The 13,490-nt window shown below is 71.9% G+C and carries 10 protein-coding genes and 1 pseudogene; 5 read left to right on the forward strand and 6 right to left on the reverse strand.

From position 1 onward, the window contains the following. Nucleotides 1-15: 15 nt before the first annotated feature. A pseudogene (locus ABZ374_RS28220) lies at nucleotides 16-591 on the forward strand (helicase HerA-like domain-containing protein); the annotation flags it as partial. Nucleotides 592-667: 76 nt separating this feature from the next. Here the strand turns inward: ABZ374_RS28220 and ABZ374_RS28225 are convergent. The 3 genes from ABZ374_RS28225 to ABZ374_RS28235 form a co-directional block, all read right to left on the reverse strand. Beyond that, nucleotides 668-2,539 (reverse strand): AAA family ATPase, encoded by a 1,872-nt coding sequence (locus ABZ374_RS28225; protein WP_360315901.1) that lies wholly within the window; start codon nucleotides 2,537-2,539, stop codon nucleotides 668-670. A 75-nt stretch (nucleotides 2,540-2,614) separates the two neighbouring features. Further along, nucleotides 2,615-4,072, reverse strand: coding sequence for a hypothetical protein (locus ABZ374_RS28230; RefSeq protein ID WP_360315904.1), 1,458 nt, complete (start codon nucleotides 4,070-4,072; stop codon nucleotides 2,615-2,617). Nucleotides 4,073-4,279: 207 nt separating this feature from the next. After that, nucleotides 4,280-5,074: an alpha/beta hydrolase gene (locus ABZ374_RS28235; protein WP_360315906.1), complete on the reverse strand. Its 795-nt coding sequence runs from the start codon at nucleotides 5,072-5,074 to the stop codon at nucleotides 4,280-4,282. A 189-nt stretch (nucleotides 5,075-5,263) separates the two neighbouring features. Here ABZ374_RS28235 and ABZ374_RS28240 point away from each other — a divergent pair, with 189 nt between their 5' ends. Then, the gene (locus ABZ374_RS28240) at nucleotides 5,264-6,124 is read left to right on the forward strand and encodes a helix-turn-helix transcriptional regulator (RefSeq protein WP_360315908.1); all 861 of its coding nucleotides are present in this window, start codon (nucleotides 5,264-5,266) and stop codon (nucleotides 6,122-6,124) included. Nucleotides 6,125-6,179: 55 nt separating this feature from the next. On the opposite strand, the gene ABZ374_RS28245 is transcribed toward ABZ374_RS28240, so the two are convergent. Then, nucleotides 6,180-7,010: an isocitrate lyase/phosphoenolpyruvate mutase family protein gene (locus tag ABZ374_RS28245; RefSeq protein WP_360315910.1), complete on the reverse strand. Its 831-nt coding sequence runs from the start codon at nucleotides 7,008-7,010 to the stop codon at nucleotides 6,180-6,182. A 148-nt stretch (nucleotides 7,011-7,158) separates the two neighbouring features. Then, nucleotides 7,159-7,707, reverse strand: a complete 549-nt coding sequence (locus ABZ374_RS28250; protein ID WP_360315912.1) for a hypothetical protein — start codon at nucleotides 7,705-7,707, stop codon at nucleotides 7,159-7,161. 108 nt (nucleotides 7,708-7,815) lie between these two features. Here ABZ374_RS28250 and ABZ374_RS28255 point away from each other — a divergent pair, with 108 nt between their 5' ends. Both ABZ374_RS28255 and ABZ374_RS28260 read left to right on the forward strand, forming a co-directional pair. Beyond that, nucleotides 7,816-9,150, forward strand: coding sequence for a BTAD domain-containing putative transcriptional regulator (locus ABZ374_RS28255; RefSeq protein ID WP_360315914.1), 1,335 nt, complete (start codon nucleotides 7,816-7,818; stop codon nucleotides 9,148-9,150). Between the two features lie 200 nt (nucleotides 9,151-9,350). After that, a complete protein-coding gene (locus tag ABZ374_RS28260; protein WP_360315916.1) occupies nucleotides 9,351-10,730 on the forward strand; it encodes an FAD-binding oxidoreductase in 1,380 nt (459 codons plus the stop codon). Nucleotides 10,731-10,862: 132 nt separating this feature from the next. Here the strand turns inward: ABZ374_RS28260 and ABZ374_RS28265 are convergent, their stop codons facing one another. Next, nucleotides 10,863-11,609 (reverse strand): hypothetical protein, encoded by a 747-nt coding sequence (locus ABZ374_RS28265; RefSeq protein ID WP_360315918.1) that lies wholly within the window; start codon nucleotides 11,607-11,609, stop codon nucleotides 10,863-10,865. 220 nt (nucleotides 11,610-11,829) lie between these two features. On the opposite strand from ABZ374_RS28265, the gene ABZ374_RS28270 reads away from it, so the two are divergent. Further along, a complete protein-coding gene (locus ABZ374_RS28270; RefSeq protein ID WP_360315920.1) occupies nucleotides 11,830-13,455 on the forward strand; it encodes an NAD(P)/FAD-dependent oxidoreductase in 1,626 nt (541 codons plus the stop codon). Nucleotides 13,456-13,490: the final 35 nt, after the last annotated feature.

Below are 13,490 nucleotides of genomic sequence, written 5' to 3' on the forward strand. Positions count from 1 at the left end.
AATCTATCAATAATGTTCGTCACCCAAACGCCGCGGGACGTGCCGGGCGACGTGTTGTCCCAGTTGGGCAATCGGGTGCAGCACGCGCTGCGTGCGTTCACCCCCGAGGACGCCAAGGCGCTCAAGGCCACCGTGTCCACGTTCCCGCGTTCGGCCTACGACCTGGACCAGGTGCTCACCCGGGCGGGCACCGGCGAGGCGGTGGTCACCGTGCTCGGCGAGAGCGGCGCCCCGACGCCGGTGGCCTGGACCCGGCTGCGGGCACCGGTGTCGCTGATGGCGCCGATCCCGGCGGAGACGATGTCGGCGGCGGTGGCCGGGTCGCCGCTGTTCGCCAAGTACGGCACGGCCGTCGATCGCGAGTCGGCGTTCGAGAAGCTGACGGCCGCGCAGGCGCCGCCCGCCGAGCCGGACGCGGCGCCCGCGCCCGAACCGGCGGCCGGGCGCGGGCGCGCGGACAAGCCGAAGTCGGACGTGGTCGGCCAGGTGATGGGCAACTCGGCGGTCAAATCCGTGCTGCGCTCGATGGGCACCCAGATCGGCCGGGAGATCACCCGCAGTCTGTTCGGCACCGCCCGCCGCAAACGCTGACGGGCGGGGCCGACGCCTTCGGCCACGGGGCCGGGACCGGTTCCTCGGCGCCGGCCGGACAACCCGGATCCTCGGCCTACTTCCTCGGCATCTTCGCGAACGCCTCGATCCAGAAGCGCTGTTTGTCCGCGGACTGGCCGACCAGGTAGCTCGAACGCAGCTTCGGCGGCAGGCCGGCCAGCAACTGCGCCACGGTGTCCAGATGTTCGCGCAACTGCGACAACTCGGCGTTGGCCAGCACCTGGTGCACGATGTCGGTGTCGTCGGTGCCCTCGCCGGACTCCTCGTTGGCGGCCTCCAGTCGGCGCACCCACTCGGCCAGATTGGCCGAGATGTCGCCCAGCCCGGTGGCCGGGTTCTCCGCGAATCGGGCCTCGAGCGCGTTCAGCGGCACCGGTGCGTACTCGCCGTCGCCGAGGTAGACCTTCGCCATCTCCAGCGGCAGTTCGCGCTTGTGCAGCTTGATCAGCCGCTCCAGGGTGCGCTTGGTGATCCAGTCGCGGCCCTCGTCGTCGATGTCGTTCTTCCACCACTCCAGCACCGTCTCGGCGACCGGGCCGTAGGTGCTGATCAACCACTCGTTGGCGGGGATGTCCTCGGGGCGGATGGTCAGCGACGCGGTGAAGCGGGTCGCCTGCGCGATGTTGTTGCGCGAGACGAGCATCTTGCGGCCGAGGTGGTACGGCGGGTTCTGCAGGGCGATCTGCGCGCGCAGGCCGGGAATCGGGCGGCCCGCGATGGACCACTCCTGGGTGACCTCCATCAGTTTGGCGAAGGTCGACTTGTCCTTGGGCCGGTTGTACTCGTCCCACACGATCACCTTGGCGCCGGGATCGGTGAACTTGGCGGCGAGCAGGTTCTCCAGCGAACCGTCCGGCGTGGGCACCGGTGCGCACAGGTCCTCGACGTTGGTCACCGGCAGCGAGAAGTAGAGCGGCTCACGACCGAGTTCGCCGCGCACCACGTCCCGCACCACCTCGGTCTTGCCGCAGCCGGGCGGGCCCTGGATCAGCACCGACCAGCGGCGCCGGATCGCCTCGCGGACGATCCGGCGCACCGAGTCCGGCGTCTGGTCGGGGTTGCGCACGTTCAGGCCCGCGGCGATCCGGTCGAGCACCTCGTCGGTGCGGTCCGGGCCGGGGGAGCCGTCCTTCTTGGTCTCGGTCAGCGCCAGCCGCTCGCCGTTGACCAACGGCAGCCCCCACACCAGCGGGAAGCCAGCCAGCGCGCAGTCGATCACGTGCTCCAGGGTGCGCGGGGACACCAGTTGGCGCAGTGCCGGGGACAGGCTCGTCCAGACCTGGAAGATCGGGGTCAGGTCGGTGCCGGCGAAGCGCTCGGCGAGCTTGTACCGCCACGCGGTGTCGGTCGCGGTGATCTTGACGGTGACCATCCGGTCCAGGATGGCCAGGTCGGTGCGCCGGGTCGCGGTCTCGGACAGCGACTCGTTGTCGGTGAGGAAGACGCCCACACAGCCCAGTTCGCGCAGATCGTGTTCGCCCAGCGTCCAGTTGCAGGCGACCTGCATGAGCTGCGACTGGATCGTCTCGCCCGCCTGCAGCGCGTCGTCGATCAGCAGCACGAACCGTTTGCCGGGCCGCAGTTGACGCATGATGAGCTGGCGCAGCACGAGTTCGCCGGTGCGTTCGTCCCGGACGGGTGCGTTGATCAGCAGGTCGTCGGGAGTGAGGTTGGCGGCGGGTACGAAGACCAGGATCGTGTCGTCGTGCCGGTCGGGGATGTGGCTGAAGAAGGTCGCCGTCTTGCCGATGCCGTGCTCGCCGAAGATCTGGCCGGTCTGGCCGAGGTCGATCATCGCGTCGATGAACTCCTCCAGCTTGGACACGCCCTTCCAGCCCTTGGGACGTTCGGGGTAGGTGGCGGTGGCCTTCCACTTGGGCTCGGACGCGGGGCGGCCGGCGCGCGTGGGGTCAGCGGTGATCGTCATGGTTCCTTCCGGGTGCTGCGCACGGCGTGCTGCGGAGGGCTCTTCGGCGAGGCGCGTCGGCATGACCGGCCCCGATCAGTGGTCGCCGGTGAGGACGCGGTGACAGTCCATCGACGGGTGGTGCCGCTCCGGCCAGTCGTCTCCGCCCTCGGTGATCAGCCAGATCCATTTGTCCGGGTCGGCCGGAGTGATCGGCGGCGCGTAGCCGTCGGTGAGCATCACCACCGCGTCGACCGATTCGTCGAAGCGGCCCGACCCCTCGATCTCCAGTCGTCCCTCGACGTAGTCGGCCACGTTCTGGAAGTTGGTGCCGCCGCCGCCCAGCACCCGTTCGCCCGGCTTGAACGGCATCACGGTGCCGTCGAAGCTGAGCCAGTGCGTCTCGACGCCGTCGGCCTTGCCGACCAACTCGGTCAGCCAGCTCACCACCTGGTCGGGCATCGAGCCGGAGGTGTCGTAGGCGATCACCACGACCTTGGTGCGTTCGAGTCCGCGTCGGGCGAGCATCGGGTCGTGGCCCAGCGCGGCCAGCAGCGCCCCGCGTTTCTTCGGATAGACCAGGCGTTCGCCCTCGCGGAGCTTGGACGCGAGCACGTCCACCAGCCACTGCTGCCACCACTCGACCCGGCGGGTGCGCTGGGTCTCGCCGCGCAGGAAGCCGGCGCCCAGGTCGCCCCACAACTTGGAGGTGCGGTCGGTGGCGCCGTCGGTGCGGGCGAGCAGGTCGAGCAACTCCTGTCGGGCCAGCCGTTCGCCGCGGCGGGCGGCGAGCAGCACGCTGCGCAGCACCTCGGAGGCCACCCGGCCGACGGTCTCGCCGTCCATGCCGTCGTTGTGGCCGGTGCCCTCGCCCAGCAGCACGTGCACGCACAGCGGGGGCGGCACCGGCGGGTTCTTCATGCGCTTGAGCTCGGCGTAGACGGTCGAGTCGGTGTCCACGAAGTCGTCGTAGGACAGTGCGGCCAGGCCCTGGTCGGTGAGGTCCTGGACGTAGTCGCGGTGGACCCTCCTCGGGTCGATGCCGGTGGGGTCCTCGATCAGGGCGCCGGTGTCCGGGTCGAGTCGGCGCAGGATCGGCAGTTTGCTGCGGCCCAGCCGGGCCATCGCGACGTGGTTGATGGTCACCTCGGCCGCGAGCGTGAACACCGGGTCGGCGCGCAACTCGGACTCGGCGAACAGGTGCCGTTGGATCAGGTGCCGGGCCTCGTGGAAGAGCACGAACTTCACGCCGTCCAGGCCCAGATCGCAGAAGAACTGCGGGTTGTACAGGAGCAGACAGGTGCCGTCGCCGGAGGCCATCACGGCCGCGGTGTCGATCGCGGTGGTCGGGATGTGGTGGTGGCACTTGGTGTACAACCACGAGGCGATGACCGACAGTTCCATGCCGAAGTCGAGCAGCGCCTCTTCCTTGAGTTTGCGGGCCCGCGCGATCACCTCGTCGTCGGCCGGCCGCCATGCCTCCAGCGCCCGACGGTCGGTCAGACTCACGATCGGCGCCTGCGGGGCACGTTCGCCGTACGCCACGTCCGTCACCTCCCCTCGGTGTCGTTCGATGATCCCAGTGCCGACCGACAGCGGTTCGGCCGGCCCGGGACACCGCCGGCCACCGCGCCGGCCCCCACCCCGCTCGCCGAATCCACATTGTGGGCCGGGGCGGGGTGCCGGGTCAGCGGGATTTCCCGCGATCGGTCGGCGGCGGGACGAGGGGGGAGTGCATCGGGGGCTTCCGGGGCACGTGGTTCAGCCGGCGACGAGGAACTCGCGTACCGTCTCGACGAACTCCTCCTGCTTCTCGAACATCACCACGTGTCCGGAGTCGATCTCCGCGTACGTGCTGTCGGCGATCGCCTCGTGCAGCGCGCGGCTGTGCTCGACCGGGATGGTGGCGTCCCGAGTGCAGCCGACGACCAGCGTGCGGGCCTCGATCGCGGGCAGCAGCGGGCGCAGGTCGGCGGTGAGGTTGTAGTCCACGTGCCGCAGGGTGCCCGGCGTGGGCGGCATGTTCGCCAGCATCGCCTCCACCGCGTCGCGACCGATCGAGTTCAGGAAGCCCCGGCTGAAGCCGGTCATCGTCACGTTCCGGGAGAACGACTCGGCGTCGGTGCGTCCCAGCCGCCGCCACACGGTGAACAGGTTGCGCAGGTATTCGTCGCTGTCCACGTGCGCCCACCCGGCGACCAGGATCAGCCGGCGGACCAGGTCCGGGCGCAGCGCGGCGACGGCCGCGACCACGGTCGAACCCATCGAGAAGCCGAGCAGGTCGACCGCTCCCGTGCCGGCGTCCTCGATCACCGCGATCACCTGGCCCGCCAGGATCTCGACGGTGAGCGCGCCGCCGGCGTCGGGGGTGGCGTCGGTCCCGGACAGATCGGGGGTGATCACCACCCGCTCGTGATCGAACAGCGGGACGGTGGCCCCCCAGTTCACCGGCGCGCCCACGGATCCGGTGCCGTGCACGAGCAGCAGCGCGGGGCCGGACCCGGTGCCGGAGAGGGTGTAGTGGACCTGGGCGTCGGCGACCTCGACGATGGGCATGGGGTGCTCCCGGTGGACCGGCTCGGGCGGCCCGGACCGCGAATCCGCAGGTCCGGCGCTTCGAGTGGGGTGGTGTCGAGCCGAACGACCCGACATCCGGAACTCTGCCGTCGCGCGGATCGGGCCGGGAGAGCCTCGCCGACCCTGGGATCGCCGGTCCCAGGTTGGCAACCGGGGCGATGCGGCACGATGACCGATATGACGATCGCTCGCGGTGAACTCGCCGACTTCCTGCGCCGCTCCCGGGCCCGGGTGTCTCCGCAGGACGCGGGCCTGCCCGCCGGTTCCCGGCGCCGTACGCCGGGCCTGCGCCGCGAGGAGGTGGCCCGCCTCGCGGGCATGTCCGCCGACTACTACATCCGCCTGGAACAGGCCCGCGGTCCGCAGCCCTCGACCCAGATGCTCGGCGCGCTGGCCCGGGCGTTGCGGCTGAGCGACGACGAACGCGATCACCTTCACCTGCTGGCCGGCCACCGACCGCCCGCGGTGCGGATCGCCGGGGACGAGGTGGCGCCCGCGCTGCTGCACCTGCTCGACCAGTTGGCGGCGACGCCGGCCCAGGTGCTCGACGACCTCGGTGACGTGCTCGCGCAGAACGCGATGGCGCAGGCGCTGTTGGGCGGGGTGTGCACGGTCTCCGAGCATGGTCGCAACGTGGTGTGGCGCTGGTTCGGCGACACCGGCCCGCGTGCCGCGTATCCGGTCGAGGAGCACGACTACCACAGCCGGCTGCACGTCGCCGACCTGCGCGCCGCCGCGGCGCATCGCCCGGACGATCCGGTGGTGCGGCGCCTGGTGACCCGGTTGCGCGAGGCCAGCGAGGAGTTCGCCGAGCTGTGGGACCGGCACGAGGTCGCGGTTCGTCGGCACAGCCGGATGCGGGTCCGGCACGCGGTGTTGGGCCTGGTGGAGGTGGACTGCCAGGTGTTGATCACCCCCGAGGACAACCGGCGCGTGGTGTTGTACACCCCGCCGCCGGGCAGCGACCTGGCCGATCGGCTGACCGTGCTGCGCCGCCCGGCGGGCACGGACACGTTGGCTTTCGGGTAGCTCCCCGCCGGCGCCCGGCCCGGGTGGGTGGGGGCGCCGGCGGTGTGGGGGTGGGTCAGCGGGCCAGGAGGGCGTTCAGGTCGCCGTAGGGGATCGAGTCGGTGAGCGCGGTGTATGTGCCGGTCTCGAACAGTTCCCGGGCCGAGCGGCGGACCACGGCGTAGGCCGCCTCGGCGATGGCCGAGCCGAGGCTGACCCGGGCCACGCCGAGCTTGCCGAGTTCGGCGACGGTGGGGGCGCCGGGGCCGACCAGTACGTTCAGCGGGGCGGGCAGGGCCTCGACGAGGGTGGCCACGGTGGTCGGGTCGGTGACGCCGGGGACGAAGATGCCGTCGGCGCCGGCCGCGAGGTAGGCGGTCGCCCGGTCGAGGGTTTCGCGCAGCCGGTCGGCGGGGCCGCCGGCGCCGCGCAGGTAGGTGTCCACCCGGGCGTTGACGAACAGCGCGACGCCCGCGCTGTCCGCGGCGGCCCGCGCCGCGGCGATCCGCTCGACCTGGTCGGCGACCGCCCGCAACGGCACCGGACCGGCGTGCAGGGCGTCCTCCAGGTTGACGCCCACGGCGCCGGCGGCCAGCACGCCGCGAATGGTCTCGGCGACCCCCTCCGGGTCCTCGCCGAAGCCGCTCTCGATGTCCGCGGTGACCGGGACGTCGACCGCGGCCACCACCCGGGCGACGAGTTCGAGGGCCCGCTCGCGGCCCAGCCGATCGCCGTCGGCCGCGCCCAGGCCCCAGGCGACCCCGGCGCTGGTGGTGGCCACCGCGCTCGCTCCGGCGTCGGCGACGAGTCGGGCGCCCGCCGCGTCCCAGACGTTGGCGAGGGCGAGGGGCGCGGCACCGGTGTGCAGCGCCCGGAAGGTCAGGGCGGTGTCGTGGAGGCTGGTCATGGCCCCACTTCATCATCCGCCCGCCGATCGGGCCGGCGGTTTTGCGCCGGCATCGCCCGGGCCGGGAGCCCCCGATCCGACCTCCCCCGGCCCGGGAGCCCTCAGGCCGGGGACGGGCCCGGGTGCAGGCCCGGAGCGCCTCGGTTCGTCACGACGCCCCGGCGGCGCGGTCGAGGCGTGGGCACAGGTTCTCGGCGGTGCCGTGCAGCATGGTCAGCTGCTTGTCGCGGTTCGCGTCGATGTCGAGGGTGTAGGCCCCGTCGAGTCGGTACAGACCGCGTGGCAGCGTGCCGCCGTTCTCCCGGAACGTGGTCAGGACGGGGCCCAGCACGAACCACGATTGGGAACCGTCGGGGCGGGCCCGGACCACCGCGCTGCCGCCCGCGTCCACGTCCAGGCTCGCACCGGTCGCGGTGTTGGTGACCCGCACGATCAGCGGCCCCTTGTACGCGACCCACTTGTGGCTGCCGTCGGGATTGCTTTCGAGCACCTGTTGCACCACCTCGTCCAGCACGGTTTCGGCGTGCACGGGGAAATCACAGCGCGCACCGGCCGGATAGTCGAACGGTGGCGTCGGCGGCGCGGGCTCCCAGCGGCCTGCCACGGGGACGGGGGAGGACTCCGGCGCCGCGGAGGCGGGTGCCGCGGCCACGAGGGTGGCGGCAAGTACCGGTACGGCGAGGAGAGTTCGGTGCATGGTTGCTCCCGGGAGAGGTGGCGGACGGACAGCCGGCGAAGGCCCGGGTCCAGCTTCGCGCCGGCGGCTGACCGCATTCTCACCACGCGGTGCGGGAAGGTGGCAGCCATGGAGTTTCGGTTGCTGGGGCCCTTCCAGGCGTGCCACGAGGGAGCCGAGGTCGCGGTCGGCAGTCGGCGCCAGGAGCGGTGCCTGCTGGCCGTTCTGCTGCTGGGCGCGGGCCGGGTGGTGGGCACCGCGCGGCTGATCGACCTGCTGTGGCACGGCGCGCCGCCCGCCGGGGCGCGGGGCACCGTGCACACCTACATCGCCCGGCTGCGCGCGCGGCTCGGACCGTACGGGCTGTTCGTGCACACCCGGCACGACGGCTACACGATCGACCCCGACGGGCACGCGGTGGACGCGTGGGAGTTCGTCGACCTGATCGAGCAGGCGTCGGCGGCCGGGGATCCCGACGAGCGGGTGCGCCTGCTCGACCGTGCGTTGTCGTTGTGGCGCGGTCCGCTGCTGGCCGACGTGATCGACGATCCGCTGCGGGGTCGGCTCGGCGGCCGGTACGCCGAGCTTCGACTGGCCGCGTTGGAACAGCGGGCCGAGGCCCGGTTGGCGATGGGACTGCACGACCGGGTGCTGGCCGATCTTGCGCCGGTGGTGGACGAGTTCGCGACTCGGGAGCGGCTGGTCGGGGCGCGGATGACCGCGCTGTACCGCGCCGGGCGTCGGGCCGAGGCGCTGGAGGTGTACCGGCACACCCGCAAGCTGTTGGTGGCCGAGCTGGGCATCGACCCGGGACCGGAACTGGCCACGCTGCACGATCGGGTCCTGCGCGCCGACCCCCGGCTGGACCGGCCGTCGGCGCCCGTCTACGCGGTGCGGGTCGGCGAGGAGTGGTTGCCGTGGAACACCGGTGGACACCCGGCGCTGGAGTTCTGCAACACGTACGCCGGCTGGGGCCGCGTCGGGCAGGCGGGCGCGGACTGGCTGCGCCGGTACGAAACCCTCGCGGTCTGGGCGGGCCACCTGGACCTGCTGGACGACCGGCTGGTGCGCGGACTGCGCCGACGGGCCCGCGAGCGTCCCGACCGGGCCGCCGAGGCGCTCGCGCGGGCGCGGGTGTTCCGCCGCGACCTGTACGCCTGCCTGACCGACCCGCACGACGCGCGCGCCTTCGACGCGGTGGCCGCCGTCGCCCGCGAGGCGGCCGGCTCGGCGGTGTTCGCCCGGGGCGAGGACGGCCTGGGCCGGTGGCGGCTGTCCGATGAGGCCGGCCTGCGCGCACCGCTGTACGCCACCGCCCGCAGCGCCGCCGAACTCCTCGCGGACCCACGCCGCTTCACCATCCGGAGCTGCCCCGACGAGCACTGCGGCTGGCTCTTCGCCGACCCGAGCGGTCGCCGCCGCTGGTGCAGTCTGGCGACGTGCGGCAACCGGTGTCGGACGTAGGGCGACCGGCGGTCCGGGACCGCGGCCCGCGCGAAATTGCGCCCCGGTGTACTCGGCGAGAGGCTGGATGGTGAGCCTCGCGGCGTGCGGTGACCCTGCGGGCCACGGCGGCGGGGTGTTGGCGCACGATTGCTTACCGAGGATCGGCCGGTGGGAAGGCCGGGCGGGTTTGCGGTCCGCGTCCCGTCAGGGAGATGGTCATGGACGGCAATATCCTCGAAGACATGCGCGGCGCGTTGCGCGGCCCGATCACGGTGCCGCAGGATCCCGCGTACGACTCGGCTCGTCGGATCTACAACGCGATGATCGACCGACGCCCCGCCGCCATCGTGCGGTGTGCGGACGCGGGGGACGTGATGGACGCGGTCGACTTCGTCCGCGAACACGACCTCGAACTCGCGGTCCGCGGCGGCGGACACAGCGGCGCGGGCCTGTGCCTGGTCGACGACGCGGTCACCCTGGATCTGGCGCCGATGCGCTGGGTACGGGTGGACCCCGTCGCCCGGACGGCCCGGGTCGGCGGCGGCAGCCTGCTCGCCGACCTCGACCACGCCACTCACGCGTTCGGCCTGGGCGTACCCGCCGGAATCATGTCCACCACCGGCGTCGGGGGCCTCACCCTCGGTGGCGGGCACGGCCACCTCACCCGCAAGTACGGCCTGACGGTGGACAGCCTGATCGCGGCGGACGTGGTGATGGCCGACGGCAGCTTCGTCACCACCAGCGAGTCCGAGCACCCGGACCTGTTCTGGGCCCTGCGCGGCGGTGGCGGCAACTTCGGTGTCGTCACCTCGTTCCGCTTCCGCCTGCATCCGGTGGCGGACGTGGTCGTCGGGGTCACCCTGTGGCCGGTCGAGCAGACCCGCGACGTGTTGCGCTGGTACCGCGAATTCCTGCCGCAGGCGCCCGAGGATCTGAGCGGGTTCTTCGCGCTGCTGGCGGTCCCGCCGGGTCCGCCGTTCCCCGAGGAGATCCACGGCCACAAGATGTGCGGTGTCGTGTGGTGCTGGACCGGGGATCCGGATGCTGTCGAGGGCGCCGTCGCGGCGGTGCGCGAACCGGCCCCGCCGGCGTTCCACTTCACCGCGCCGATGCCGTACCCCGTGTTCCAGGCCATGTTCGACGAACTGATCCCCGCCGGTCTGCAGTGGTACTGGCGCGGCGACTTCTTCGACGCGATCCCGGACGAGGCGATCGACGTACACGCCAAGTACGGGGAGAACCTGCCCACCGCGCTGTCCACGATGCACCTCTACCCGGTCGACGGGGCCGCACATCGGGTCGACGCGGCGGACAGCGCGTGGGGCTACCGGGACGCCACGTGGTCCGGGGTGATCGGCGGCGTCGACCCGGACCCGGCCAACGCCGAGACGATCCGACGGTGGTGCGTGGACTACTGGCAGGATCTGCACCCGCACTCCATGGGCGGCGCCTACGTCAACTTCATCGGCGCCGACGAGAGTCAGGACCGGGTGAAGGCCACCTACCGCGAGCACTACGACCGACTCGGTGGCATCAAGCACCGGTACGACCCGGAAAACCTCTTCCACGCCAACCAGAACATCAAGCCGAGCGGTTGAATCGCCGCCCGCCGCCGGGTGATTCGACTCCCGGGCGATGCGCGGTCGGTGCGGTGCGATGAATGGCGCATCCCGTAGGCCCGGCCCGTCGGCGTGCGCCCGCCACACCGCTCACCCGAAGGGGGCGACGGCTCAGGTCGAATAGGCCCCCACCGGGGCATCGCCGTTGCGCGCCCGCCGGGGATCGACCGGCGTCGCCTCGGCCGGCCGGGTCCTGGGGGCCGTCTTGCTCAACTCGTGGAACTTGGTGCCCAGCGGGGCGACGATGTTCGTCTCGATCTCGTGGTAGCTGGTGAGTTGTGAGAGCGGCACCCGGCGCAGGTACCAATGGCCCGTCAGATCACAGCCCATCGCGGCACCGCGGAAGCCGCCCGTGGTCCAACCGTCGAACTCGTTTTCGCGAGTCCGTTCGAGACGGAAGTACTGGAAGATCTTCTCCGCGGTGTCGTAGGCCCGTTCCTGCGGATCGGCCGGACAGGGATCACAGACGCCGAACCAACACTCGGGCTCCGCCGCGTCGCCGAGGTAGGCGTCGTTGAAGCCCAACCAGGGCCAGACGAAGGCCAGGAGCCGGGCCTCGCCCATCGGGCAGTCGGTGGCGTCGACGCCGTTCGGAACGGTGGAGGGGTCCACGTAGAAGCGTCCGAGCCAGGTGGGCTGCCACAGGTAGAACGGGTACGAGCTGTCGTCGGAGAGCAGGTACGAGTTGGCGTTGGAGAACAGCGCCTGACCGCCGATGGGCCGGAGGCTGACGCCGTACTCGGGGATGGAGAACCGCACGCCGAGCACCTCGAAGAAGGCGCGTACATCGCGGAAATACTGCTCCATGTGACCGTAACCCTCGACCGCCGCAGTGGGTACGTCCCGCCGGAATGCCATCGTCGGACACCTTTCGTCGTGGACAAGAAACGGCCCCGGCCGACCGTCGTTCGCCCGCGGTGCGGGGTCGGCGCGTCGCCGGAGCTGTGTGGTCCAAGGAACGTGCCTGGTTCGACCCGTCCCGATGTCTACGCTCGGTGATCAGTCGACTTCAGTTTGGGCGATAGTTTCGGGTAGTACAAGAGTTCGTCACAACGCTGTCCGACGGCGGGAGTGCCGGGTGTGGGACGTGGTGGTGGTGGGCGCGGGCGTGGGTGGTTGCCATCTGGCCCGGCGGTTGCAGGAGGGCTGCGATCGGGGCCAACCCGGTCCGGCCGGCGGGCGAGTGGCCCTGTTCGAAGCCTCGCATCGGGTCGGCGGTCGTCTGTGGTCGTCCCCGTTGCCCGATCTGACCGGACCGGTGGCCGAGTTCGGCGCGATGCGGTTCGACCGGAGTGAGCACCACGTCGTCGATCTGATCGCCGGGTTGGACCTGCAGGGTGATGTCGAACCGTTCTGGTTCGGGCGGCCGGAGAACCTCGACTATGTCCGCAGTACCCGACTGCGCCGGCGGGAGATCTGCTCGGACAGCACGCAACTGCCCTATCTGTTGGCGCAGTCGGAGCGCGGTCTGGGTGGCGACGGCCTGGCGGGCATCGTCGCCGAGGCGGCCGTGCCGGGATTCACGGCGTGGCACGAGAGCCGCGATCAGGCGATGGGGACCGGGAGTTCGGAGCGGGTCGCGGTGATCGACGCGCGCTATCGACGGGCTCGGCGGGCCGCCAACTGGCGTGGTCTGGGACTGCACGAGGTCCCGTGGGCGACCCTGGTGGACGCGGTGCTGACCCCCGAGGCGGCGGCGTTGGCCCATGACACCGGCGGTTACGACCGGCGGGAGTGCGGGGGCAGCGCGGCCGGACAATTGGACGGCCTGTTCCAGGCCGTGCGGACGGGGCCGTGTCTGCGGCTGCGGGGCGGCTTTCAGGCCCTGCCCGCCACGCTGCATCGACGGTTCGCGGCGGCGGGGGGCCGGACGTTCCTGGGACACCGATTGGTACGGATGGAACGGGCGTCGGGAGAGGGCGGCTATCGGCTGACCTTCCTGCGCTCCGACGCGGCGAACGCCCACGTGGTCGAAGTACGCGCCCGGAGCGTGGTTTTCGCGCTTCCCACGCCCGCCGTGCGCAAGCTGGAGCCGGGGGTGTTTCCGCCCGACACCGATGCGTTCCGGCGCGGGCTCGACAGCACGTACCAGGTACCGGCCGTGAAGGTGTTTCTGCGCTATCCGACCGCGTGGTGGTGCCGGCTGGGGCTGAGCCTGGGGCGAAGCACCACGGATCTGCCGAACCGCCAGCTCTGGTACTGGGATTCGCCCGATCACGGCGACCCGGGGGCGCCGGGGGCGTTGCTCGCGGTCTACGCCGACGGCTCGGCCTGCCGCTACTGGACCGAGTCGGATGGCGGACCGCGCCACCGCGACCGGGTCCGGTCCGGTCCCGGTGCCGCCGACCACCCGGACGTGCCCGGCCGCCTGTTGGTGGAGAGTGCGCATGCGATGGTGCGCGAGATCCACGGCGTTCCCGACGCCCCGCCGCCGGACGCGGCCCGGTGGCGGGACTGGTCCGTCGACCCCTACGGCGGTGCCTGGCCCGTGTGGCGCGCGGGCTACGACCCCGATCGGGTGATCCCCACGATGCGCCGCCCGCTGCCCGGCGAGCCGGTGTTCTGGGTCAACGACTCGTGGACGCCTCGGCCCGGTTCGGTCCAGGGCGTCCTGGAATCCGCCGAGCGCATCCTTCGGGAGCACTTCGGGCTGCCCCGACCCGGCTGGCTGCGTCCGGACCCGGTCGACTGGGACATCGGGTGACCCGGCCCCGCCCCGCCGCCGCGCACGACCGTGCC

It is taken from the genome of Embleya sp. NPDC005971 (genome assembly GCF_040629175.1).
Classification (GTDB): domain Bacteria; phylum Actinomycetota; class Actinomycetes; order Streptomycetales; family Streptomycetaceae; genus Embleya.